Annotated in this window: 23 protein-coding genes; 7 read left to right on the forward strand and 16 right to left on the reverse strand. The window is 65.7% G+C overall.

Features of this window, described 5'->3' with window-relative positions; translation table 11 throughout:
- Positions 1-47: 47 nt before the first annotated feature.
- From LZF96_RS07930 to LZF96_RS07945, 4 genes are read right to left on the reverse strand one after another with little or no spacing between them, the layout of a single operon-like run.
- Positions 48-3,158 carry a type I restriction endonuclease subunit R gene (locus LZF96_RS07930; protein WP_233867751.1) on the reverse strand — a complete coding sequence of 1,037 codons (3,111 nt, stop codon included), beginning with the start codon at positions 3,156-3,158 and terminating at the stop codon, positions 48-50.
- Positions 3,155-4,390 carry a restriction endonuclease subunit S gene (locus LZF96_RS07935; protein WP_233867753.1) on the reverse strand — a complete coding sequence of 412 codons (1,236 nt, stop codon included), beginning with the start codon at positions 4,388-4,390 and terminating at the stop codon, positions 3,155-3,157. Before LZF96_RS07935 ends, LZF96_RS07930 begins: the two co-directional genes overlap by 4 nt.
- Entirely contained in the window at positions 4,387-5,190 is an 804-nt protein-coding gene (locus LZF96_RS07940) for a hypothetical protein (protein WP_233867755.1), read from the reverse strand. Before LZF96_RS07940 ends, LZF96_RS07935 begins: the two co-directional genes overlap by 4 nt.
- The gene (locus LZF96_RS07945; RefSeq protein ID WP_233867757.1) at positions 5,183-6,763 is read right to left on the reverse strand and encodes a type I restriction-modification system subunit M; all 1,581 of its coding nucleotides are present in this window, start codon (positions 6,761-6,763) and stop codon (positions 5,183-5,185) included. The genes LZF96_RS07940 and LZF96_RS07945 overlap by 8 nt, the downstream gene beginning before the upstream one ends.
- A 176-nt stretch (positions 6,764-6,939) precedes the next feature.
- On the opposite strand from LZF96_RS07945, the gene LZF96_RS26935 reads away from it, so the two are divergent.
- The 3 genes from LZF96_RS26935 to LZF96_RS26945 are packed head-to-tail and all read left to right on the forward strand — an operon-like array spanning position 6,940 to position 7,999.
- Positions 6,940-7,071, forward strand: a complete 132-nt coding sequence (locus LZF96_RS26935) for a hypothetical protein (RefSeq protein WP_308294167.1) — start codon at positions 6,940-6,942, stop codon at positions 7,069-7,071.
- Positions 7,065-7,568, forward strand: a complete 504-nt coding sequence (locus LZF96_RS26940) for a hypothetical protein (protein WP_233867760.1) — start codon at positions 7,065-7,067, stop codon at positions 7,566-7,568. Before LZF96_RS26935 ends, LZF96_RS26940 begins: the two co-directional genes overlap by 7 nt.
- A complete protein-coding gene (locus LZF96_RS26945) occupies positions 7,538-7,999 on the forward strand; it encodes a transposase (RefSeq protein WP_233867763.1) in 462 nt (153 codons plus the stop codon). Before LZF96_RS26940 ends, LZF96_RS26945 begins: the two co-directional genes overlap by 31 nt.
- On the opposite strand, the gene LZF96_RS07960 is transcribed toward LZF96_RS26945, so the two are convergent.
- Positions 7,966-9,546, reverse strand: a complete 1,581-nt coding sequence (locus LZF96_RS07960) for a tyrosine-type recombinase/integrase (protein ID WP_233867766.1) — start codon at positions 9,544-9,546, stop codon at positions 7,966-7,968. The two genes, LZF96_RS26945 and LZF96_RS07960, sit on opposite strands and share 34 nt — an antisense overlap.
- Positions 9,543-10,193 carry a helix-turn-helix domain-containing protein gene (locus LZF96_RS07965; RefSeq protein ID WP_233867769.1) on the reverse strand — a complete coding sequence of 217 codons (651 nt, stop codon included), beginning with the start codon at positions 10,191-10,193 and terminating at the stop codon, positions 9,543-9,545. Before LZF96_RS07965 ends, LZF96_RS07960 begins: the two co-directional genes overlap by 4 nt.
- A 91-nt stretch (positions 10,194-10,284) precedes the next feature.
- On the opposite strand from LZF96_RS07965, the gene LZF96_RS07970 reads away from it, so the two are divergent.
- Positions 10,285-10,569 carry a hypothetical protein gene (locus LZF96_RS07970; protein WP_308294168.1) on the forward strand — a complete coding sequence of 95 codons (285 nt, stop codon included), beginning with the start codon at positions 10,285-10,287 and terminating at the stop codon, positions 10,567-10,569.
- Between the two features lie 191 nt (positions 10,570-10,760).
- On the opposite strand, the gene LZF96_RS07975 is transcribed toward LZF96_RS07970, so the two are convergent.
- From LZF96_RS07975 to LZF96_RS08000, 6 genes are all read right to left on the reverse strand, one after another.
- A complete protein-coding gene (locus tag LZF96_RS07975; RefSeq protein ID WP_233867775.1) occupies positions 10,761-11,510 on the reverse strand; it encodes a methyltransferase domain-containing protein in 750 nt (249 codons plus the stop codon).
- 15 nt (positions 11,511-11,525) lie between these two features.
- Positions 11,526-12,917 carry a hypothetical protein gene (locus LZF96_RS07980; RefSeq protein WP_233867779.1) on the reverse strand — a complete coding sequence of 464 codons (1,392 nt, stop codon included), beginning with the start codon at positions 12,915-12,917 and terminating at the stop codon, positions 11,526-11,528.
- Positions 12,917-13,684 (reverse strand): YjbH domain-containing protein, encoded by a 768-nt coding sequence (locus tag LZF96_RS07985; protein ID WP_233867781.1) that lies wholly within the window; start codon positions 13,682-13,684, stop codon positions 12,917-12,919. The genes LZF96_RS07980 and LZF96_RS07985 overlap by 1 nt, the downstream gene beginning before the upstream one ends.
- 36 nt (positions 13,685-13,720) lie before the next feature.
- A complete protein-coding gene (locus LZF96_RS07990; protein WP_233867950.1) occupies positions 13,721-14,305 on the reverse strand; it encodes a hypothetical protein in 585 nt (194 codons plus the stop codon).
- A 156-nt stretch (positions 14,306-14,461) separates the two neighbouring features.
- Complete coding sequence (locus LZF96_RS07995; RefSeq protein WP_233867784.1) at positions 14,462-14,761, reverse strand: hypothetical protein; 300 nt, start codon at positions 14,759-14,761, stop codon at positions 14,462-14,464.
- A gap of 76 nt (positions 14,762-14,837) precedes the next feature.
- Positions 14,838-15,347 carry a nucleoside-diphosphate kinase gene (locus LZF96_RS08000; protein ID WP_233867786.1) on the reverse strand — a complete coding sequence of 170 codons (510 nt, stop codon included), beginning with the start codon at positions 15,345-15,347 and terminating at the stop codon, positions 14,838-14,840.
- Positions 15,348-15,621: 274 nt separating this feature from the next.
- On the opposite strand from LZF96_RS08000, the gene LZF96_RS08005 reads away from it, so the two are divergent.
- Positions 15,622-16,287 carry an NUDIX hydrolase gene (locus LZF96_RS08005; protein WP_233867952.1) on the forward strand — a complete coding sequence of 222 codons (666 nt, stop codon included), beginning with the start codon at positions 15,622-15,624 and terminating at the stop codon, positions 16,285-16,287.
- Positions 16,284-16,694, forward strand: coding sequence for an NUDIX domain-containing protein (locus LZF96_RS08010; protein WP_233867788.1), 411 nt, complete (start codon positions 16,284-16,286; stop codon positions 16,692-16,694). Before LZF96_RS08005 ends, LZF96_RS08010 begins: the two co-directional genes overlap by 4 nt.
- A 4-nt stretch (positions 16,695-16,698) precedes the next feature.
- On the opposite strand, the gene LZF96_RS08015 is transcribed toward LZF96_RS08010, so the two are convergent.
- Both LZF96_RS08015 and LZF96_RS08020 read right to left on the reverse strand, forming a co-directional pair.
- Positions 16,699-17,577 carry an aminoglycoside phosphotransferase family protein gene (locus tag LZF96_RS08015; RefSeq protein WP_233867803.1) on the reverse strand — a complete coding sequence of 293 codons (879 nt, stop codon included), beginning with the start codon at positions 17,575-17,577 and terminating at the stop codon, positions 16,699-16,701.
- Positions 17,574-18,920, reverse strand: a complete 1,347-nt coding sequence (locus LZF96_RS08020; protein WP_233867806.1) for a helix-turn-helix transcriptional regulator — start codon at positions 18,918-18,920, stop codon at positions 17,574-17,576. The genes LZF96_RS08015 and LZF96_RS08020 overlap by 4 nt, the downstream gene beginning before the upstream one ends.
- Positions 18,921-19,305: 385 nt before the next feature.
- On the opposite strand from LZF96_RS08020, the gene LZF96_RS08025 reads away from it, so the two are divergent.
- Positions 19,306-19,725, forward strand: coding sequence for a hypothetical protein (locus LZF96_RS08025; RefSeq protein ID WP_233867809.1), 420 nt, complete (start codon positions 19,306-19,308; stop codon positions 19,723-19,725).
- Between the two features lie 52 nt (positions 19,726-19,777).
- Here LZF96_RS08025 and LZF96_RS08030 read toward each other — a convergent pair whose 3' ends face one another.
- Positions 19,778-20,500: a haloacid dehalogenase-like hydrolase gene (locus LZF96_RS08030; protein ID WP_233867812.1), complete on the reverse strand. Its 723-nt coding sequence runs from the start codon at positions 20,498-20,500 to the stop codon at positions 19,778-19,780.
- A complete protein-coding gene (locus LZF96_RS08035) occupies positions 20,497-22,017 on the reverse strand; it encodes a helix-turn-helix transcriptional regulator (RefSeq protein ID WP_233867815.1) in 1,521 nt (506 codons plus the stop codon). Before LZF96_RS08035 ends, LZF96_RS08030 begins: the two co-directional genes overlap by 4 nt.
- Positions 22,018-22,300 lie beyond the last annotated feature (283 nt).

Here is a 22,300-nt window from a genome sequence, read left to right on the forward strand (position 1 = left end):
CCGGCGGAGCCATTTGACACAACAGTGATCTGAACCCGGAACACGCCCTAGTCGTTTCCTCCAGCACCCAGCCCAAAGAACCGTTCGAAGAACTGTGTCAATGTTTCGATCACACGCTTCTTCTTGTCGCTGTGGCCGCCATCGCGACTGAAACGAGAGACGGGGGGCAGGATCTTCGTAATCTCTGTACCAGTCGTACGGATCTGCCCGTCACGGAACGCGGCCGTGATGAATGCCTGGGTCTGCTCGGGCTTGAGTTTTTGCTCCTCGATGATTGCCGCAAGTTCAGCATCTCGCTTCGCTTCCACGTACGCCTGCCACTGTTCATCGACAGCGCCACGCACAGACAGCGAGTTCACGAAGTCCTCAACAAGGTCGCGCTTGCTCCGCAGGCTCGGGCTAGCGTCGACCGCACGCGAGATCTGGGCACGAATCTCCTTGTCCTGACCGTCCCCACGTTCGGTCCGCATTTTCTCAACGAGCATCAAGATGTAGTCGACGTTGATCTCGACCTGCTTTACCAGTTCGATCTCGAAGACGACATCCTCGTTGATGCGTTCCTTCTCCGCGGCGGTCTCCGCACGGAACTCGGCGTACAAGTTGAGATAGACACTGCGGTAGTCCTGGTGCTGGCGATCTGTCAACAGGTCCTGGCCGGCGAAGTCGTCAAACTCGGTCAGGATGTTGTGCAGCCGCAGTACGGCACCGAAAAGGTTGATGAAGTCCTTCTGGGCCTGCTCCCCGATAATAGTGGCGCCAAACGGGAAGGTCTGTAGCAGCTCGGTGACCTTCTCTACGTACTCGCTGTAGTACTCGCTGTAGGGCGGCACGATGACGATGCCTTTGGCATCCTTGTTCCCGAATAGCTCGAGCGCCGCATTTGTCTCCTCTTCAAGGTCACGGAAGACGATGATATTCCCGTGGCGTTTGACGGAGTTGAGGATCCGATTGGTGCGCGAGTATGCCTGGATCAAACCATGCATCTTCAAGTTCTTGTCGACGAACAGCGTGTTGAGCGTGGTCGCGTCGAAGCCGGTGAGGAACATGTTCACCACGATGACCAAGTCGATCTCGCGGTTCTTCACTCGCTGCGACAGGTCCTTGTAGTAGTTCTGGAACTTGTCGGCGCTGGTATCATAGCTGGTGCCGAACATCGCGTTGTAGTCCCGGATTGCACCTTCCAGGAACGTGCGCGCGTCTCCGCTCAGTGCATCGGTGTCAAACGCCTCGTCGTCAAGGATCCCGTCATCGGTAGCCTCGTTCGCGCCGTAGGAGAAGATGATGCCCACCTTCAACCGCTGATCCGGGGTGAGCGCCTCCTGCTGATGCTTGAACTGCAAGTAATAGCACTGCGCTGCCTCGATTGAGGCGGTGGCGAACAGGGCATTGAAGCCGCGGACTCGCTTCTTCTCACGAAGCGCCTCTACCTGACGCCTCGTGCGGGTCGATTCCGTAACATTAGCGACAACTGTGTGCTCATAGCTCGTCTGCCGCTTGGTCTTCTGATCGAAGTGCTCCAGGATGTACGTCGTGATCTCGCGGAGTCGGCGCACATCCAACAGAGCGCGCTCCCGATCGATCGCCGAGACCTGCTTATCGTCTGGGTTGCCGACCTTGATCGTGTTGACGTAGTCGATCCGGAACGGCAGGACATTCCTGTCCGTGATCGCGTCTATGATCGTGTACGTGTGCAGTTTGTCGCCGAAGGCCTGCTCAGTGGTCTTCAGTAGCGGGTTCCCGCCGCTCGAGGAGTTGGGCGGGAAGATCGGAGTCCCGGTGAAGCCGAACAGGTTGTACCGCTTGAAGGCTCGCGTGATGTCGGTGTGCATATCGCCGAACTGCGACCGGTGACACTCGTCGAAGATGATCACGGAGTGGCCCGAGAACACCTCGTGTCCCCGGTTCGCCTTGATGAATGTCGACAGCTTCTGGATCGTCGTGATGATGATGCTTGCGTTCGGATCCTCCAGCTGCTTCTTCAAGATCGCCGTGGACGCATTCGAGTTAGCGGCGCCTTTCTCGAAGCGGTCGTACTCGCGCATCGTCTGGTAGTCGAGGTCCTTGCGGTCGACGACGAACAACACTTTCGCGACATCGGGTAGCTTCGATGCCAGCTGCGCGGCCTTGAACGACGTCAGCGTCTTGCCCGAGCCGGTCGTATGCCAGATGTACCCGCCCGCCTCGACGGTGCCAAGCGTCCTGCGATTCGTCGAGCAATCGATCTTCCGCAAGATCCGCTCCGTCGCCACGATCTGGTACGGCCGCATCACTAGCAGGTCACGGTCGGCTGTCAGCACGCAGTACTTCGTCAGCACGTTCAGCAGCGAGTGCTTGGCGAAGAACGTCTTGACGAACGCGGTCAACTCCACGATCGGCTTGTTCTGCGCGTCCGCCCACCACGACGTGAACTCAAACGAATTGCTTGACTTCTTACCCTTGCCTGCGCCGGCAGCTTTCTGGTTGTCCTTCAAGTGCTTCGAACGGGTACTGTTGGAGTAGTACTTCGTCAGCGTGCCGTTGCTGATCACGAACAACTGCACATACTCGAACAATCCAGAACCTGCCCAGAAGCTATCGCGCTGGTACCGGTTGATCTGGTTGAACGCCTCACGGATGTCCACCCCGCGGCGCTTGAGCTCGATATGCACCATCGGCAGACCGTTGACTAGCACCGTCACGTCGTACCGGTTCGCGAAGCTCGCATTGCCCTTGCCACGGTCTACCTGGTACTGGTTGATGACCTGCAGACGATTATTGTGGACGTTCTTCTTGTCGATGAGCGTGATGTTCTTCGTCGAACCATCGTCACGCTTCAGAATCTGAACGTGGTCTTCCTGAACCCGCACCGTCTTCTCCGCGATGCCCTCGTTCTGTCCGGCAATCTTGGTGGAGAAGAACGAATCCCACTCAGAGTCCGAGAACGACACGTGGTTTAGCGCCTCAAGCTGGATCCGCAGGTTCGCGACAAGTTGAGCCTCCGATTTGATCGGGAGGTACTCATACGCCTGCAACTCCAGCAGACGGATTACCTCCCGTTCGAGCGCCGCCTCCGATTGGTATGCTGCCGCTCCAGAAGCATCGGAGATGTACTCAGCAACGACCGTAGTATCAGCCGATACAGCAATCGGGTCGTACTTGCGCGCTTGCCCTTCCCTCATGCCGCAGCCTCCCTGAACGTCAAGAGTCGATCACGGTAGTGCTCGTACTGCTTGCGGCGAAAAGAAATCTCAGCCGGTAGCTCGAAATTGATGTCATTGACGAGGGCATCAAAATCGTCGAGCGTCTCGACGATTCTCTTCTGCACGGCCAGATCCGGGACTGGGATCTTGATATCGGCGAGCCCAGATGCTGAGAGTCTCTTCACCTTGGCTCGCGATACATGGCGTTCCTTCTGGCGATGAAATTCCTTTGTCTGCACTGCATAAGCAACATACTTAGGGTCCAGTGAGGAGGTAAACACAAATGTGTCATCGTGCGTTGCCACTGGTCCGTTTCCGAGCCACGCGACAGCTTTACCTACGTCTTCAACCGTCTCACCAACACCGGCGAATACTACACTCCCGGGTTCCGCATACCGGAGTTGATCGCGAAGCTCAACACGAACCTGCCTAACGGCCTCGGTCGTGGAGGTACCGTATTCGGTATAAATCTCACCGTAGTGGATACTCGGAATTCCAGAATCGACCACGTCATTCTTGGTAAAACGACGTCCACGCACAAAGACCCCAACGTCACCTAGCCGAAGATGCTCCGCTCCGACAGCCTCGCTCACCATCCTGTCTCGGTAGTACTCGTACTGGCGACGGCGCGCCTCCAGCTCCGCCTCCAGCTCCGCCTCCAGCTCCGCCTCCAGCTGAGTGAACTGATCCAGTACCCTCACGATCTCCCGCTGCACTTTAAGAGGCGGGACCGGAATTTTCACCGTTGCGAGCTTATTTGCGGAAACATCGATAACCTTGGTGCCAGTGGCGCGACGCTTTTTCTCATAAAAGAATGCCGGGGACTGGAACCAGTAGGCAAGAAACTTGGAGTCGATAGACGGCTTAATGACAGTCGCATGCCCCCCCGTTACAATGGTCTCACTGCCGAGCCACGCAACAGCCTTACCCACGTCATCGAGATTCTCGCTGGTGTTGGTGATGATGAGATCGCCAGGATTCACCTTCGCCAGACTTGCAGCCTTGTCCTCATGTACGTGCGAAATTACTTCAGTGGCCCAGGCGCCGTAGTGCGTATAGATCTGACCGTAGTGAATACAGCCGATCCCTTCGTCCGTGAAGTCTGATTTCGGCATTCCGTTACCTCGAACTAGTTCTGCAATCGTGCCAAGCTCCTTGAACTTGACTCCGTCCGGGCACAGTTCCTGAAGCATTTCATTGATACGGCTCACGTGACGTTTCCTCCTGCGATCTCACTAATGTTCTCGACGTTCCATCCTAGCTCTTCGATCGCTCGCGCGTACTCGTTGTCACGACTTACTTCGTCAACAACGCCTAGGACCAACTGGAGGCAGGGCTTATATTTCTGGAGCGCCTCTTCTTCGCTCGACTCGCCATGGATAATGTCACTGAGCTCGCGAAATAGCTGATAGCCGTCGCTTGAGAAACGTCGCGGAATGATGTTGCGAACTTGATTCACCCTCTCCAACACCACGGAGAAGGGGATATTTCGCCCGTTATTCTTCTTTGTCTCGATCTCGGCAATCTCGGCCACTTCGAACGTGACAAGTTCGAAGATCTTACGAAGATAGATGATCGATCCAGCACCGAGTTGGTTTTCATATGCGAGCTGCGCTCGCTTGACCAGATCCGAAAACGGGCCGCGATGACTGTCGACCCGGTCAGCGCGGTCGCGCAGGTTCTCTGTGTAGCGCTCGATACGTACTTCCGGTGCGACGCTGGAAATATCCCCATTGCTGCCGATGAGGAACCATATTTCCACGGATGACTGGCACTCAATGCACTGCAGTGCGACGTCGATACTGATCTGGTTGCCGCCAAGACCCAAACAAGACAGCTCATCTCCAGACGTGAAGGTTCGCTGAGCGTCGCAGGCGCGGCAATGAAAATTTCGGAGGACCTTCCCCACTTTGATCCTCTTGTGCTTGCCCCACTTCAGTGCGTTCCCGTCGAGAAAACCATCCACTTGCGTGGTTGCTATAGCGGGAGCATCAGAGAGGAGTTTAGACAAGCGCATTTCCCCCTGCTTCCAGCTCAGAAACGATTGCGTCGATCGACGTGCGCAGCTCCGCCTGCCGCGCCACGATGCGGGAAATCTTGGCGTTCAGTTCGACGATGTCGACCTCCTCACGCGTGTCCTCCGACTCCACGTAAGAGGACACGGCGATGTTGTAGTCGTTCGCCGCGATATCCTCGTTACTGACGAGCGTGGTGAAGTGATCTTCCGGCTCACGTGTGGTAAACGCCTCGAGGATCCTTGCCTGGTGCTCCTCGAGCAGCTTGTTCTTGTTGCCGACACGCTTGAACTCAGCTGAGGCGTCGATAAACAGCACGTCACTGGACTTCTTCGACTTCTTCAACACGAGGATGCACGTGGCGATCGTGGTGCCGAAGAACAGGTCAGCAGGCAACTGGATGACCGCGTCTACGTAGTTGTTATCAACCAGGTACTTACGGATCTTCTTTTCTGCACCCCCGCGGTATAGCACCCCAGGGAACTCGACGATCGCGGCCGTGCCGTTGACGGCGAGCCAGCTGAGCATGTGCATCGTGAAGGCCAGGTCGGCCTTCGACTTCGGCGCCAGCACGCCCGCCGGCGCAAAACGCTCATCGTTGATCAGCAACGGGTTCGCGTCACCTTCCCACCTGATCGAGTACGGCGGGTTGGAGACGATCGCCTCGAACGGTTCATCGTCCCAGTGCGCCGGGTCGATGAGAGTGTCGCCGTGCGCGAGGTTGAAGTCGGAGTAGTTCACGTCGTGTAGGAACATATTGATCCGAGCAAGGTTGTACGTAGTCAGGTTGATCTCCTGACCGTAGAAACCACGGCGGACATTGTTCTTGCCGAGCACCTTGTCGAACTTCAGTAGCAGCGAGCCCGACCCGACCGCCGGGTCATAGACCTTGTTGACCTGCTTCTTACCGACGACTGCGATGCGCGCCAGCAGTTCTGAGACCTCCTGCGGCGTGTAGTACTCGCCACCGGATTTGCCCGCGTTGGCCGCGTACATCTGCATCAGGTATTCGTAGGCATCGCCGAACAGGTCAATCGAGTTGTCCTCAAACCGCCCCAGCGGCAGATCGCCGATGGCGTCGAGCAACTTCACGAGCTTCTGGTTGCGCTTGGCGACCGTCCCTCCGAGCTTGTTACTGTTGACGTCAAGATCGTCAAACAGCCCCTTCAGGTCGTCCTCGCTGTCAGTTCCCAGCGCTGAGCCCTCGATGTTCTTGAACACCCGAGCGAGCGTCTCGTTGAGGTTCTCGTCCCGCGCAGCGCGCTCGCGGACATTAGTGAACAGTTCCGACGGCAGAATATAGAAACCCTTCTCTGCCACCACCTCGTCACGAGCGAACTCGGCTTGCGCGTTGGGAAGCACCTTGTAGTCGAACGACTCATCTCCAGCTTCATGTTCGCCGCGGTTGATGTATGCGGTTAGGTTCTCGGAGATGAAGCGGTAGAAGAGCATGCCCAGCACGTAGCTCTTGAAGTCCCAGCCGTCGACACTGCCGCGCAGGTCATTCGCGATACGCCAGATCGTCTTGTGCAGCTCTGCCCGCTGGCCTTCTTTGGTGGTCGGTGCCATGTTGCAGTTGTTCTCCTCCGCGCCACGGCGCGATCACATTGCTTCGAAGTGTGCAGCCAGGGTACCGGCGGCGGCACAACCACGGTGGCTGTAGTTCCGATCATGATGCGTCCTGGCTCCGGTGACCTTGCTGGCATTGGTCCGAAACGGTTCGGGTTCTGGGTCGTTGGTGGGGTGTGAGTGATCTGGTGGGGGACGCGCGGCATCTGTCGCCGTGGACGCAGGAGGTACTGCGGTTGCGGGCGGTGGCCGCGTTGGTGGCAGGACGGGATCGTGAGGACGTGGCGGTGATGTTCGGGGGTTGCTGAAGGCGGTCGACATCTGGTGGGCGAAGTGGCAGGCCAGCGGCCGGGAGGCACTGGTCATGTGGCCCCGTAGGAAGCCGGTCAGGGTGCACCGGGTGCTTGGGGAGGTCGAGCAGGCAGCGGTGCGGCAGGCGGTCCTCGATCACCGGCCCTGCGACCCGGGACCGAGCGGGCAGCTGTGGACGTGGCGGCTGGTGGGTGAGCTGATCACGAAGTTGTACCGGGTGAGGCTGGTCGAGATGAGGGTGGGCCAAGTACCCGAAGCGGTGGGAGCTGTCGTTTTAGCGGCCGGACAAGCGGGCCGTCGAGCAGGCCACCAAGGCCGTGGCGTGCTGGCACCGGGAGACATGGCCGAAGGTCGTGCGAAGGCGAAGGCCGAGGGTGGTGAGATCCTCTTCGTCGACCAGGTCGGCATCCGCTCCGGCCAGGTCACCGGCCGCACCCGGGGCGAGAGGGCAGGAAATCCGTGGTGCGGCGGAGCGGGAACCGGTTCTCCGTGAACGCGATGTCGGCCATCAGCACCAAGGGCCGGATGCACTTCATGGTCTTCACCGAGAGCTTCACCGCCGAGGTGATGTGCCGCTTCCTTGACCGGCTCGCTGGCCACTTCGACCACGAGGTCCATCTCGTGGTCGACGGGCACTCCGCCTACCGGTCCCAAAAGGTCCACGACTGGTTCGCCGCCCACCCTGACGAAGTCGGGCTGCACTTCCTGCCGCCGTACTCGCCGGAGCGGAACCCCGACGAGCTGGTCAACTCGGACCTCAAGCACAGCCTGCCCAAGCAGCACCGAGCCGGCGATCAAGCCGAACTCGCCGCCGCAACCCGCCGCTTCTTCCGCCGCTGCCAGCGTCAGCCACACATCGTCCGCGGCCACTTCGGCGGCCCGCACGTCCGCTACGTCCGGGACGAGAACCTCATGAGTTTCTGATCAATATCTTCGGAGCTGCTCTCAGCTACCGGGTGGGGGTTGCGGTGAGCTCGGGGAACGAGCTTGACTACAGCCTCAGCTGCGGCGCGGGCGAGGTCGTCGAGGACGGCCTGGTAGATGTCGCGGGTGATACGGGTATCGCTGTGACCGAGGGTTTCGGAGACGACCTTGACGTCCACGCCGGCCGCGAGCATCAGCGTCGCGGCGCCGTGGCGCAGGTCGTGGAGGCGGATCGGCGGCAGCCCGGCCTCCGCCACGAGACGTTCGAAGAGGTCGGTGACCTTGCCGGGATGGAGCAGGGTGCCGTTCTCCTCGGTGAAGATGCGGCCGGTCTCCACCCACGCGTCACCCCACTCGGCGCGCTCCCGCTCCTGCTGCTCGCGGTGCGCCTTGAGGTCCTCGTTGGTTTCCTTGTCGAGCGCGATGACGCGGATGCCGCTGTTGGTCTTGGGGGCTCCCTCGATGACCTCCCAACCGTCCTGGACCAGCTGCGTCGCCACGGCCAGCGAGGAGCCGGCGTAGTCGTGGTCCACCCAGCGGGGACCGCAGCCCTCGCCGCGACGGAGCCCACGGAAGGCGATCAGCCGCCACATCACCCTCAACCGGTGGCTCTCGGTGTGATCGAGGAAACGTCCGGTCTGTTCCGGTGTCCAGACCATGACCGGAGAAGGCTTCTCCCCGGTCGCCTCCCAGCGGGCGATGCGCTCGTCGGTCCAGATCAATGCCTTGGGTTTGGTGCCGGGCAGCAGCTCGACGTGCTCAGCCGGGTTGAAGTTCGGCATTCGCTGCTGGGCGATCGCGACGTTCAGTGCCGCGCGCAGGGTGGCCTTGATGTGAGGTTGTGTGTTGAGGCTGGTGGGGCGGCGGAAGGGCGGCATCCGGTCGATGGCCGCCTTGAGGTGTTCCCGGCGGACGCGGTTCTCCGCGCCCTTCCACGGGATCGACTTCAGCTCGTCGGCGGCCGCCCGACGCTGGGCGTTCTGTTCCGTGATCTCGATGTTCGCTTCGTTGATCGCCTCGAACATCCTGCTGATGTGGGCAACCCGGAGTTTGTCGAGCCGCAGGTGGCCCAGATGGGGCTTCAAGTGGACCCGTATGTCGACCTCGTACCGCTTGACCCCGTTGGGACGCAGGCGCTTCTTCCCGGCCAGCCACTCCTCGAGCCACTCCTCGACGGTGGTCTTGGGATCGAGTGGCTCTCCGACCCTGAAGCGCCGCCGGGTTTCGTCGTAGTCCGGAAGCGGCTCATTGGCCGCGGCGCACTCCTCCAGAAGATCGCTGATGGCCAGCTGACCGGTCCGATCGTCCTTCTCCGGTATCGCCATGAGAGCGCGGACCTTGTTCAGCACGTCGGTGGCCTGGGCCGCGGTCGCGAAGCCACTGCGGCGGAACCGCCGACGGGTCCCGTCCTGTCGGGGCTCCAACTCCTGGAGAACGCTCCAGGCGCCGTGCCGCCGGTTGGACAGCTTGGGGCAGCCCGTCCCGTACGCGGTGCCGGTGGCGGGGTTGCGGCAGGAACACCGCCTACTGGTGGAACCCTTTTTCACGCATCGTCCTCGGAGTCGTTGACCATGTCATCGACGAACGCGAGCTCGTCCGGGAGTGCCGGAGGCACCAGGCCGCGCTCGCGCATCCGCTGCCGGTACTCCCGCAGCTCCCGGCAGTCATCGAAGGCCAGTTGTTCGTAGGTGGTCGCGGTTTTCAGCAGTGCGGCACGGCGGGCCGGGTCCAGCGTCGTGGTCGCTTTCCGTCGTCGTTCCTTGGCGAGTTCAGTGGAGGCGATGGCGGTCGCGACGGCGTCGCTGTGCGCGCGGAACGTGTCCAGGAGGTGTCGGGCGCTGTTCTCGGGGGCGGGTGCCCGCAGGGGGGTCTCGCCGGTGAACCAGGCGAGGCCGTCCCAGACCGGGACTTCTCTTCCCGGCAGGACCTCGACCGTGGGGGCGGAGCCGAGTGGGAAGAGCAGGGCGATCGGGGGGACCCCGAGCACCCGGGCGAGGACCAGGAACTCGGCCAGCTCGACCGAGGCGCGACGGCCGGTCTCCAGATTGGTGATCGTCGTCTTCGGTACGGCCAGGCCGAGGGCGGCGCAGGCGTCGGCGGTCTCCGCCACGGTGAGGCCGGTGGCCTTGCGCGCGGCACGGATCTGCTCGGCCACTCGCGCGGTGAGCCGCGAAGACCACTCGTCGGTTGTCATGGGAGCAATTTTTACACCATAAAAGTGTTGCTGCCGCATCTGTGGTACACGTTCTCCGTCGGCTGAACCCCCTGAACGATCGGAGCGCATCATGGTGACACCTCGGAAGGCTGCGAGTGCGCAGGGTATGAGTCGCGAGGAACTGCTGAAGCTTCCTGTGGCCATCGACCTCGACACCGCCAACCGCGCCCTCGCCATCGGCCGCAGCACGGGCTACGCCCTCGCGAAGCACGGGGAGTACCCGGTCAAGGTGATACGGCTCGGCAACGCCTACCGTGTGATCACCTCTGATCTCCTCCGCCTCCTCGACATCGACACCGGCCCTCGGCCGCAGGGACGGGAGCAGGATGGCGGCGAAGCCGCGCTCTGTGCGTAGTCGACTCCCGGCAGGGCGAGGCCTGCGTGTGTCGCTGAGTGAGCCGGCTCCCGCTCTTGCGGACACCGACTTCCCGGCGGAGGCGGAGGCCTCCGCAGCCGTGAATACCTGCGGTCGTGAGGCCGTCGAGAAAGCCGGGTGCCCACCCGGGTGAGCCGGGCTCGTGGCCCGGGCTCACCGCCACCCCACCGTCAGGCGCCGGGCTTGCGCGCGACGACGTAGACGCTCGCCCAGCGGCGTTTGGGGTTGGCCATGGTGGGATCGAAGGGCCAGGGTTCGACGGAGGTGAAGCCGGCTTCGGTGAAGAGGCTGACGAGCTTCTCGTGGTCGTAGGCCCAGAGGTGGGGTGTGTAGGTGGGGTCGTCGTCCTGATCGCGGAAGACGTAGTTGATCAGGTCGAGGTAGGTGTTGATGTCACCGAGGCAGTCACGCTTGGAGTACCAGCGTTCGATCATCTCGGCGGCCTGCTCGGGCGGAGCGGGATAGTGGTTGAGGACGTACGCCGCGTCGGGAACGCCGGTGATGATCCGGCCGCCGGGAGCGAGGACGCGGTGGGCCTCGCGGGCGTAGTGCTTCGCGGAGCGGGGGTAGTCGATGTGCTCCAGGAAGTGTTCGGAGAACAGGGTTTCCACGGAGTCGTCGTGCAGAGGTATGCCCTCGCGGACGTCCCAGAGGAGATCGGCCGGGGGCACGATGTCGATGTTGTGGAAGCCGGTGATGCGGTGACCGCCGCCCCCGATTTGTACCCGTCGGGGTTTATGGTCGGTGCGGCCGTCGGGGTTCGCCCTCTCCCCGGCACGGTGGTGGCGGTAGAGGGTGACTTCCTTGGCCAGGGCGCGCAGTGCGCGGGCGAGGCCGTGAGTGGTGGCGGGTGAGGCGAGGGCCTGTTCGATGTGGTCGCTGAGGGCGTCGATGTCGACGACCGGCGCGTGGGGCTGCATCCGTTCGCTCCTCGGCTATGCGGCGGGGGCGGTTTCCGTGGTCCAGCGGTTGTTGCGCATGAGGGTGTACTTGATGTCAACGAGGCGCGGGGCGATGGTCAGGTCGAGTTCGTCGATGGGGTGGAGCCGGCCGTCGTCGTCCTGCCGGGCGCTCCAGATCTTGTACCGGAGGTCTGGGTAGGCGGGATTGATGCCGAGCTCGCCCTTGGGGATCGTGCCGTTGAACGGGGCGACGATGTCCATGTGGTTCCAGTAGTTCCACGCCTGGAGAGCCTTGTGCTGGTCGAAGTAGAAGTAGAAATCCGGGTAGCGACCGAAGCTGCGCAGCTCCCGGTGCACGAGGTGGCCGAGCAGGGGGCCGAGCTGCGTGGCCAGGGTGTCGAACTCCCACCGGGTGCGGTGCCAGGCTTCGGGGACCTGCCCGGGAGTGAAGAGCCGGGCTGCGGTGAGGTAGCTGACGCGGTCGGCGAGGTAGGCACGGGCGTGGTCCGCGTTCAGGGTGGGGTCGATACGGCCGAGAAGCGCGTCGAGGTCGCGTGGCGCGGGGCGGAACCGGGCGAGGTCGAACCTGCCTGCCATGTTGGGGAAGGAGAGGAAGAGCATCTCCTTGTACAGCCAGTTGTTCATCTCCCCCAGGTCGGCCAGACGGCGGGTGGCGTCGCTGGTGGAGTGGAGCATCACGTACTCGGAGAGGGCCTCGAAGTAGAGGTAGCCCAGGATGGGCAGGCGGGGGATCGTCTCGTGGAGCACGCCGAGAAACCGGTCGGGCGCAGTGGTGGCGCTCTGGTGGACGACGGCGGAGGCCAGGGCGAGGAAGGCGGTGGAGTTCTTGATCCGGCTGACGATTCCCTCGCGCAGCTGGTGGCGTTCGGTCTTGGAGAGCAGGTACTCCAGGTGGGTGTAGATCTGCAGGTGGATGATGCCCAACCGCAGGTAGTCGATCCCGGCGAGGCCCCGGTAGGCGTGGGAAGGGGCATCGACCTCGAAGATCAACGGGGTCGAGGTGCGTCCGGGGACGCCCATGCGAGCGGTGAAGGCGGGCGCTTCCCGGGTGAGGATGTAGCGACCGAGGTTGTGCATGTGGAAGCCGCTACCGGCCACGCTGAGCGGGGCGCAGTAGATGCTGCCGACGAGGCAGCCACCGGAGGGATAGAGCACACCGTTCCGGTTGATCTCTTCGAGGGCGTGTGTGACGTGCAGCAGGTAGAGCCTGTCGGAGCCACCGAGAGCGTCGAAGAGGGCGTTGTCGCGCAGCAGGCCACCATTGGGGGTCTCCTCCAGACGGGAGTCCCAGGCATCGCCGAGTTCCGCCAGCGGGCCCGCGTCGGACCGGGGGCCGGGGAGACGCGGCGACTCGTAGAAGTGGTGGGCGTCCGCCCACAGGTGGTAGCTGTCGAGGAAGTCCATCAGCGGAACACTCCCTGCTGTTCCAACGCGTGGAAGACGGCGTCCGAGCTCGTGAGTCCGGCCAGATGGGCGGCCTCGGAGGCCACGACGAGTTCGAACGCCGTGGCGTGGAGCGCGGGCGGGAGGGGGACGCGCAGGCGGCCGGGATCCGGCCACCAGCTCAGCTTGGGCAGCCGGTAGCGATCCAGGGCGTCGGCGGCCTTGAGCAGGTCCGTGATCGCCTCCGCCGTCGACCGGTCGTGCTCGTCGGCCGGGGTGAAGGCGGCGTAGGGGAGGTCGTGGAGCCGGACGGCGGTGGCCGCCTCGGCGACTCGTGCCCGGTCGTGCGCCACGTGGAAGTGGTCGAAGACCATGGCCGCGTTGTCGCCCAGCCAGCGGGCCGCTCGTGCGCCGTGACCCCGGTCCCTCTTGTCGTGAAGGCGTCGGCAGTCGTGGGTGGCGGCGGCGATGACGAGCACGGCGGTGTCCTCGGCCCCGAGTCCGGCGTCCTCGGCGAGGAGAGCCGCGAGCACGGCGGTGCGCATCGCGTGGCGGACGCCGTGCAGCGAATCCAGGCAGCGGCGTTCGGCGAGCCAGTGAGCCGGGATGGCGCAGCGGTGCAGCAGTCGCCGGGACGCCGGCCGCAGCCGGGGCGGGGCGCTTTCGGCGAAAGGCGGACGGTTCGTCTCGATCCAGCGCACGGTGGCGTGATCGACGTACTGATGGCGGGGAAGCTCGTTCCGCGCGGCTAAGTCGGCCAGGCTGCCGGTCGGCGGATGTGCGCTCATCGGGTTCTCTCCAGCGGTCACGGCATCGGTGAGGTATCAGCCGGCGGGAGCGGTCCGGGCGGCTGCGTCCTTCCGCCTGCTCTCGGCCGCCTCGAAGGCCGCGGTGAACTCCGCGAGCTCTTCCTCGGTCATCAGCCGCACCCCGAGTTCGTGCGCCACGGCCGTGATCCGCGTCTGCGCCTCCTCCTGCGCCGCCCTTCCGGCCGCCTCGTCCAGGAGCAGCTCGAACTCCGCGTGGTGCCCCCACGCCTCGCTCCACTTGACGGCGATCTCGACTCCGCGGAACCGGAAGTTGCGCCGCCGGTTGAACGCCTCGTGGCGCAACCCCGCGAAGCCGAGTTCATCGAGGATGCGGACGGCCGCGGGAACGTCTTGGCGCGCGATGGCGATCTCCGTCTCCGGAAACGCGGCGCCCCGGCCGATCCTGCTCGCCTTGAGGGTCATCTTGGCCGACCCGGCGGTCACGTTGTCCGTGACCTTGAGCAGCTTGTCGGGCAGAACGTAGAAGTGGATGTGCTTGTCGTCCCGGCCGAGGTCCTCCCCGACCTGTTCGAGCCGGGTGATGAGCCGGTCGTGAACCGCTTCGTCGAAGCGGGCGCGCATCTCGATCTCCATGGGCATGATGGCCCTCTCCTTCACATCAGGCATGGCTGGGTCACCCGGACCCGGGCGGCGTGGCTGCCCGACGGTCCGGTTGTGGCTTTATCCGGTTGTCCTTCCGGTGGGGGCGGTGCGCCGGCCATGGCCCCTGGCGGCACCGCCCCCGGTGGCTTCGCGTCAGCTCGACTCGCCGAAGCGCTCACGGATGACGCCGTCGTGCAGATAGGCGGGCAGCGGGATGCCACCCACGTTCGTCCGCCTGGTCGCGACATCCTCCATGGTCTCGCCGGGGAAGCCCTCCAAGAGGCGCAGGCACTGCCGCACCCACTCGCGCGAGGCGGGCCAGTCGCCGCTGTCACGGTGCACCACGGCCAGCGCGTAGGCACTCTCGGCCGCTGCCCATCGGTCGGTGGCCAGCTCCCGCTGGAAGCCGGCCTCCAGCTCCTCGGCGGAGGCGGTGCGGGTGTGCGTGGTCATGCTCTCTTCCTTCACGTGATCGTGCCCCATCGCTGATCAACACGGCCTCCGGCGCCGAGCCGTGGCGCCGTCCGGCTCAGTAGGTGAACGCCTCCGCCAGCGTCCGGTAACCGTGCAGTTCGTCCTTCTCGAACCACAGCTCGACCTCCTGGTCCGCCTCGGCCTTGTTGCCGGAGGCGTGCACGAGGTTGGCGACCGCCTTGCCCGTGGCCTTGCTCCCGGCGGAGCTGTAGTGCGAGAAATCCCCGCGGATGGTGCCGGGGGACGCTTCATTGGGGTAGGTGCGGCCCACGATCTTGCGGACCGTGGCCACGGCGTCGAAACCTTCCAGCACCAGGGCGATGACCGGGCCCTGCTGCATGAAAGTCGCCGCCACGTCGTACACCTCCTTCCCCAAACGCTCCTCGAGGTCGAAGTAGTGGCGCCGAGTGAACTCGGCGTCCATTTGCCTCATCTTGACCCCGACGATTTTCAGCGCCGCGTCCTCGAAACGGGCGATGATCCGCCCGGCCAGCCCTCGCACCACGGCGTCCGGCTTGAGGAGCACGAGAGTGCGCTCCACGAGGGCTTCCCGATCCTGGGCCATTGTTTGCCTTTCCGCTCATCACACACGTCATTTGACGATCAATCAGCCTGTCACGGGTGAGACTACCGGCGCCGATGGCCGGTCTCGTGCGAGTCGTCGGGTGGGGGTACGGTGGGGCGCGGCCGAGGGTGGGACGTTCCTCAACGGCATGGCCCGCCGCGATTCCCAGTCAACAGTGCGACACCCTGCCGGACCATGAATCCGCACTGCAGATGCCCTGCATTTGTCGTGCACGAGGACCGCTCGTAGCGCATCGGGGCGGACGGAGGCGCTGATGGACGTCATCGAACTCTGGAACGGTCGCTACGCCTGCGCCCTGCAAGCCGCTCTGCGCCTCACCAATGAGGCCTTCGCCAGCCGGTTGGGAGTCGCGCCACGCACCGTCGCGACCTGGCACGCCGACGCGGAGGTCATTCCCCGCGCGGACATCCAGCAACTGCTGGACTCGGCTCTGGAAGCCGCGCCGGAGGCTGCCCGTCACCGTTTCGCGAGGCTGGTGGAAGGCGCCGGTGACAGCCGGGGCACTCCGCCCGCTGCCGTACCCGCCCAGGCGTTACGCGTCGCCATCGCGGTCGTCGTCCGTGACGACCAGGTGCTGCTCGTGTGCCGGCGCGATGATGGCGCGCCCGGCCCGACCTGGCAGTTCCCCGCCGGTGTCGTGAAACCCGGCACTCGCCCCGAGGCCACCACCGTGCGGGAGACCCTCGACGAAACCGGCGTTCATTGCACTGTGCGCCGCCCGCTGGGCGAACGCCTCCACCCCCTCACAGGGGTGCACTGCACGTACTTCCTGTGCGAGTACCTCGCCGGCGAGGCGACCAATCGCGACACGATCGAGAACCTCGATGTCACCTGGGTCCCGCGAAACGCTCTCACCCGCTTCATCCCCACCGATACGGTCTTTCCACCGATCCTCGCAGCCCTGGAGGAAAGCACATGAGTCAACCCGGCACCGACCGCCCCGGTATCGCCGCCGCCATCGTCGTCCGCGAGAAGGCGGTACTGATGGTCCGTCGCAGGGTCAGGGAAGGCGATCTCTCCTGGCAGTTCCCCGCCGGGGAGATCGAAGCGGGGGAGGCCGCCGAGGAGGCGGCCGTCCGGGAGACCGAGGAGGAGACCGGATTGGTCGTCCGGGCTGTCGCGCCCCTGGGGGAGCGCGTCCATCCGAAGACGCGGCGGCTCATGTCCTACATCGCCTGCGAGGTGGTCTCCGGAACCCCGCACCTCGCCGATGCCGAGGAACTCGCCGAGCTGGCCTGGGTCACGCATCCGGAGCTGCCCGGGTACGTGCCCTACGGGCTGTTCGGCCCCGTCCAGGAGTATCTGGACGACTCCTTGCGGGGATGACCGATCAGCGGGCGGGAGCCCACACCTCGGTATCGGAGCAGGACCGGAGGCTCTCCAGGCGCCGGACGAGTTCTGCCGAGGCCGCTTCGTCCCCGGCGTCGGCCCGCCGGATGTAGGAACCCAGGGTGTGCAGGTCCCGGATCCGGCAGAGAACCGGAAGCCCGGGCCAGTCCCGGATGTCACGGCCGTACCCGGCGCCGAAGCGTTCCAGCTCCTGTTCGGTGCGTCCGAAGCGCACGCCCTGGTAGGTGTTGGCGAGGTCGAGTTCACGGGGGCCGAAGGCCGCCTCGTCCCAGTCGCCGAGTCGTGCCGAGGAGCCGTCCCACAGGGTGTTCCCCGGATAGGCGTCGCCGTGGAGCAGGCCGGGCCCCAGAGGCGAGTCGAGCCGTTCGTAGGAGACGAGCAGCTCCTCGATCCGGTCCGTGAGCCAGGCGCGGTGGTGGGCGGACAGGGAGGTGCCGGCTGCCACCCGCTGTTCCAGGGCCGCCAGCGGACGGAACTCGGGAAGGGGAACGGGCGGGAGGGGGAGGGCGTGCAGGGCGCGCAGCATGGCACCGAGGTGCCCCGCGTCGGGAGCGGGCCCGTCGGGCTGGGGGTAATGCTTCCAGAACGTGACGGTGTGGGTCCCGGTGGAGAAGGGCTGCGGGACATCGGCGGGCTCGGTCGCGGGGAACCCCCGGGCGCAGAGCCACCGGGTCAGGGCGATGGCCCGTTCGAGGGCCTGTCCCTGGTCCGCGCCGCCGACCCTCACGACCGTGGCGGCCTCGGGCAGCAGGAAAACCGTCGTCGCGTGCTCGTGCAGGCGGGTGAGCGAGCGGTGCGGGAGCCCGGCGGCGAGGCAGGCCCGGCGGGCGGCGGACTCCGGCGAGGCCGTGATGATCATGGCAGGGGAACTCTCCGTGCGGTGTCGATCGCCTGGAAGCCGCGGACGGCGTCGGCCAGTTCGCGTGCCGTTCGGTTGCCGGCGAGCCGCGGCTGCTGAAGCAGCGTACCGACCCGCCGCATCGCCACACCGATCTGTCGAATCCGTAGGCCGGTGGGCATCTGCAGGAGCCGCTCCAGATGGTCACTGCCGGAATCCGGGTCCCCCATGCCCAGCCGGGCGGTCACGATGTCGACCCGCGCCAGGGCCTCGTCACCGTAGGAGCGGTCCTCCGGCGAGCCGTGCTCGTAGAGTGCCACGGCCCTCGACGCGTGCCTCTCCGCCGGGGCGAACTCGCCGAGGAGCACGTACGTGCTGCCGATGTAGTACTCCTGCTTGGCTTCGGGGAACGTCAGCAGCCCGCCGATCTGGGTGAACTCGTCCACGCGCGGTTGCTCCTCCCGCGCCCTCCGCAGCTCGTCGAGGGCGGCCACGGCGGTCTCGCGGTCGCCTACACGGGCCGCCGCGCGGGCGGTGATCGCGGCCGTGCGGATGCGTATCTCGCCGGGCGGGGCGAGGGCGGTGGCTTGGCGGATGTGCTTCAGGGCGGCGGGCTTGTGGGGAGACCATTCGGCGATGAGGGCGGCCGTGCCCTTCGTCCACGCCTGAAGACCGGGATGGCCCGCCAGTTGCGCGCACGTCCACGCGGCGCGGATCTGGTTCATGGCCGGGCGAGGAGCGCCGAGGTTCTGGGAGGCGTGGGCGAGGAGAAGGCAGCTGGTGCCGGCGAGCAGGAACAGCTCGCGGGTCTGCCGCGGCGGCTGCCGGCATTCGAGGAGGGAGAAGGCCCGGTCGCGGGTGGCGAGCAGGTCGGTGAACAGAGGCGGCAGGGGAGTGTGCACGTAGTCGGTGGCGATGGCGGCGATGTCGTAGGCCAGGGACTCCAGGTCGTCCTCGCCGACGCAGCCGGCGCTCATCGACGCGGTGAAGGACAGGGACCGGGAGGCCGCCCGCACGGCCAGGCCGTGGAGATCGGCGGTGGGCACCTCCGTCCCCTGCGGTTCCGACGGCGGTGCCGGCGCTGTCACCGCCGGCACCGCCGCCTCCGGGCGCTGCGGTGCCGAAGAGCTCGGCAGAGGGAAGAGCGTGTCCGGGGCTCCCGCCCCGCGGAGGAACCGTGTGACCTTGTCGATGCTGGTCAACCGGCGCGCGCCGGATTCGAGCATCGACAGGAAGCTCTGGCTGAGGCCGGTGAGCCGGGCCAGGTCGCTCTGGCGCAGTCCGGCCTTCCGGCGGATGAGGACGCTGGCCTCGCCGAAGTCGCAGGTGGCGATGGCCTGTCGAACAGCCGGGTCACTCCACACGAGGTCCGGGATGGTCGGGAGCGGCGCCGGAACGTCCTGTACGCCGCGCGAGCAGGAGGCGCACCGCTCTTCGTCGTTGTACCGGCTCAGTCGACATCCACAACCTGTGCACGAGCGCACGTGGTACGGCATGGTCACCCCCGGGCTTTCCGGCACACGAGCGTAGGCCGGGGGCGGCGCGGGGCCGTATTTCCGCTGTCATACGACTCCGTGAGGAGCCGGGGCTTCCCAGGACGCCATCACCACGGAAGGCAGACGGGTCGGCCCATCATCACACCGGCGATATCGCCCGACGAATGTGTGCTCCGGCTCCCGGATCGGCACAGTGGGCGCTGTCCGCACCCGTCGCGGACGGCCCCTCCGGAAGACCGTCATGGAGTGATCGATGCCCACTGCCACCCGTGCCGGGATGCCCTGGCACGTGCAGCTTGTCGAATACCCGCCGCCGCTGACCGGCGGGCGCGCCGATATCGTCCAGACGGGTTCCCGGCTCGGCATGTGCACGCTCGAGGACATGCGCAGGCTCGGTCTTCCCGTGGGCCCGGTGCTGTACTGCGCGACGCACCTGCTGTTGCACATCCCGGTGGAGCTCGGCACCGCGCACCGCTGGCACGTGCCGCAGACCCTGTGTCGCCCGGGATCGACCTCCTGCGTGGTGATGACGGGCCCGGACGCGGCGCGCGGAAGGTGTCACCGCATCTGGATGACCCCTCATGACTCCGCCCACGGCCGCACGGGCGCCTCGGATCTTCGGCACCGGCTGCTGGTCATGCGATCGGTCCTGGCGACCGGCAGAGCGGCGTGACGTGTGTGCCCCCTGACCGGCTGCTCCCCGGGGCTGTCGGGGGCGGGAGGCGTTACACGCCGCCCGTGACGATGGCGGCCATCAGGCCGGGAACGTCCTTGAGGTCCGGCAGGACGATGTCGGCCCCGGCCCGGGTGAGCTGTTCCGGGGTTGTGGTGCCCGAGGCGACGCCGATGACCCTGGCACCACCCTCGAGGCCGGTGCGTACGTCTTCGAGTGAGTCCCCGATGATCACGGTGTTGGCGCGGGTGAAGACCGTGCCGTGCCGACGGTGGGCGTTCCGTTGGGCGATGGCCACCAGGGCGGGGCGGTGGGGGTCGTCGGAGGAGTAGCCGCCGAGGTCGGCGTCCAGGAACCGGTCGAGCCCGAGCGTGGTGAGCTTGATGAGGGCGCTCGACCTGAGGTTCCCCGTCACCACGGTCGGTATCAGGTCGGGGTGCTCGTGGACGGCCCGAAGAGCCTCGACGGCGCCCGGCATAAGGATGCCGCGCTCCCTGATCGCCGCTCGGTGCCCGCTCAACCGGTTCGGGAGCTGCTCGACCATGCGGCGGGTGAAGTCGGCGATGTCCTCTTCGGCCACCCCGTTGTCGCGCAGGAAGCCCTGGATGGCGAGCGGCATGGTCATACCGGTGCCACGGGCCGGAAAGACGGTCGCCGGGCGCCCCACGACATCGGCGAAGGCTTCCCGGTACACCTGCCGGTCGAAGTCGCCGACGTAGAGCAACGTGCGGTCGATGTCCCACAGGACGAGCGTCGGGGCGGGGGCGGTGGTCACGTACGGCCTTCCGTGAGGGGCAGGGTGGCGATGACGCGTTCGGTCAGGTCCCGGGCGGGTGGTGTGTCCCGGTACGGGGCCAGTTCCTCCGCGATGTCCTCGAGGTGATCGCGCAGGCGTGCCGACCGGAGGCGTTCGGCGAGAGTGAGCGCCTCGTGGGCGGTGGCGCAGCCGGCCTCGAGGTCCCCGTTCCTGATGTGGGCGATCGCGGCACGGGACATGATCAGGGCGCGGGTGCGGGCCTCGGCGGGATTGTGGGCCTCACGGGCACGGACGAGGCTGTCGAGCGCCGGAGCGGGCTCCCCGAGATCGAGGTGACAGCTTCCGGCCTGGCTGTGGATCTCGCCGTCCTGCATCCAGTACAGCCAATGGGGATCGTGCTCGGAGCGACCCCTGGAGCAGTGCTCGGCGGCCTGCCCGAGGGCCTTGAGGGCGGCCTGCCGTTCGCCGAGTTTCGCGTGGCCCCGGGCCTGACGGGTCAACAACATGGCGTGAAGGGCGGGGGTGTCGAGGTGCCTGATCTTCTCGCGTGCCGCCCGGGCCGCGATGACGGCGTCACGCGGACGGCCGGTGGAATAGCCGTGGATGGCCAGGTAGGACAGGGCGCCTGCCCCGAGCCGCACGTCGGCGCCGGCGTGGGCGGCGCGTAGCGCTCCGAGCAGGTAACGCTGGGCCGCGACCGGGTGGCCGGAGTCGAAGGTGAACCATCCGGTCTGGGCTGCCGTGTCGGCGGTGATGGCCGCGAGGCGACGACCGGTGGTCTCGCGGTACGAACCCTGCCGGAGAAGCCTCAGCAGGACGTTCAGATGGGCTTTGCCCAGATCCGCCAGCGCGCCACTGCCGTCGCTCGCGTCCATGAGACGCAGGTGGTCCGTGGTGGCCTGGAGGTGGCCCAGCAGGGAATCGGGGATCCGGGCGCCGGCGACGGCCCGTTCCAGGGGCTCGGTCTCGGCGGTGCTCCAGTGATGGATGTAGGCGGTCAGCGCGAGACCCGTCGCTGTGAGGAAGCTCCGGCGTTCCATGGTGGGGCCCTCCACGGCGTCGGTCAGTGCCCTCACCATACGGTGAGCGGTCCACGGGAGGGACGGGTCCGTCGCCCCGCTGTCGTCCGTCGAGTCGACCAACCGCGTGGGAGGCCTCCGGCCGGGGAGATGGACGGCGATCAGGTCGGCAGGGGCGGAGACGCCGTCGAGGAACGCCGCGATCTTGTCGATGTTGGTCAGGCGTCGCGTGCCGGACTCCAGCAGGGACAGGAAGCTCTGGCTGAGTCCGGTGAGATCGGCGAGATCCTGCTGCCGGAGCGTGGCGAGGTGCCGAATTCGGCGGCTGAGCCTGCCGAAGTCACCGGCGCGCAGGGCGTCGAGCACCCGGGGGTCCTGCCACACCCCGTCCGGGACGACCGGGGCGGGAGAGGGCGCCGCGGGGGCCGTGCGCGCGCAGGAGGCGCAGGAGGTGTCGGGGTTGTAGCGGCTGAGTCGGCAGCCGCATCCCGGACATCGTCGCTCGCCCCCCGGCATGGTCTGCCTCCCGCGTAGGTTCCCCGCCGCCGGGACCGCTCAGGGTGAAGTCCCGGATCACTCCAGTGATATCACCGTGCGGATGTGCGCGTGCACCCAATCGCCATCACTCTTGTCGCTCACTCAACCCACCAGTCGGCCCGGGCTTGGCAGGGCCGCGCGAGGAGTACAAGAGAGGCGACGTTGATCGGCTTCACTCGCCACAGCGCTCACCCGGGTCCTCCGAGTGGTGTGCGAAGGTCCCGCCGCGAGCACCCGCACCGTTCGGTACCCGCCCTCCACC

The sequence above is a fragment of the Streptomyces sp. ST2-7A genome, assembly GCF_021390475.1.
GTDB lineage: Bacteria > Actinomycetota > Actinomycetes > Streptomycetales > Streptomycetaceae > Streptomyces.

Bases quoted from the DNA above. Each gene is read 5' to 3' on its own strand.
- LZF96_RS07945 (WP_233867757.1), bottom strand. From the start codon at position 6,763: ATGGCACCGACCACCAAAGAAGGCCAGCGGGCAGAGCTGCACAAGACG.
- LZF96_RS08005 (WP_233867952.1), top strand. From the start codon at position 15,622: ATGGACGTCATCGAACTCTGGAACGGTCGCTACGCCTGCGCCCTGCAA.
- LZF96_RS07970 (WP_308294168.1), top strand. From the start codon at position 10,285: ATGGTGACACCTCGGAAGGCTGCGAGTGCGCAGGGTATGAGTCGCGAG.
- LZF96_RS08035 (WP_233867815.1), bottom strand. From the start codon at position 22,017: ATGCCGGGGGGCGAGCGACGATGTCCGGGATGCGGCTGCCGACTCAGC.
- LZF96_RS08000 (WP_233867786.1), bottom strand. From the start codon at position 15,347: ATGGCCCAGGATCGGGAAGCCCTCGTGGAGCGCACTCTCGTGCTCCTC.
- LZF96_RS07985 (WP_233867781.1), bottom strand. From the start codon at position 13,684: ATGAGCGCACATCCGCCGACCGGCAGCCTGGCCGACTTAGCCGCGCGG.
- LZF96_RS07980 (WP_233867779.1), bottom strand. From the start codon at position 12,917: ATGGACTTCCTCGACAGCTACCACCTGTGGGCGGACGCCCACCACTTC.
- LZF96_RS07995 (WP_233867784.1), bottom strand. From the start codon at position 14,761: ATGACCACGCACACCCGCACCGCCTCCGCCGAGGAGCTGGAGGCCGGC.
- LZF96_RS07975 (WP_233867775.1), bottom strand. From the start codon at position 11,510: ATGCAGCCCCACGCGCCGGTCGTCGACATCGACGCCCTCAGCGACCAC.
- LZF96_RS08010 (WP_233867788.1), top strand. From the start codon at position 16,284: ATGAGTCAACCCGGCACCGACCGCCCCGGTATCGCCGCCGCCATCGTC.
- LZF96_RS07990 (WP_233867950.1), bottom strand. From the start codon at position 14,305: ATGCCCATGGAGATCGAGATGCGCGCCCGCTTCGACGAAGCGGTTCAC.
- LZF96_RS08015 (WP_233867803.1), bottom strand. From the start codon at position 17,577: ATGATCATCACGGCCTCGCCGGAGTCCGCCGCCCGCCGGGCCTGCCTC.
- LZF96_RS07965 (WP_233867769.1), bottom strand. From the start codon at position 10,193: ATGACAACCGACGAGTGGTCTTCGCGGCTCACCGCGCGAGTGGCCGAG.
- LZF96_RS07930 (WP_233867751.1), bottom strand. From the start codon at position 3,158: ATGAGGGAAGGGCAAGCGCGCAAGTACGACCCGATTGCTGTATCGGCT.
- LZF96_RS08025 (WP_233867809.1), top strand. From the start codon at position 19,306: ATGCCCACTGCCACCCGTGCCGGGATGCCCTGGCACGTGCAGCTTGTC.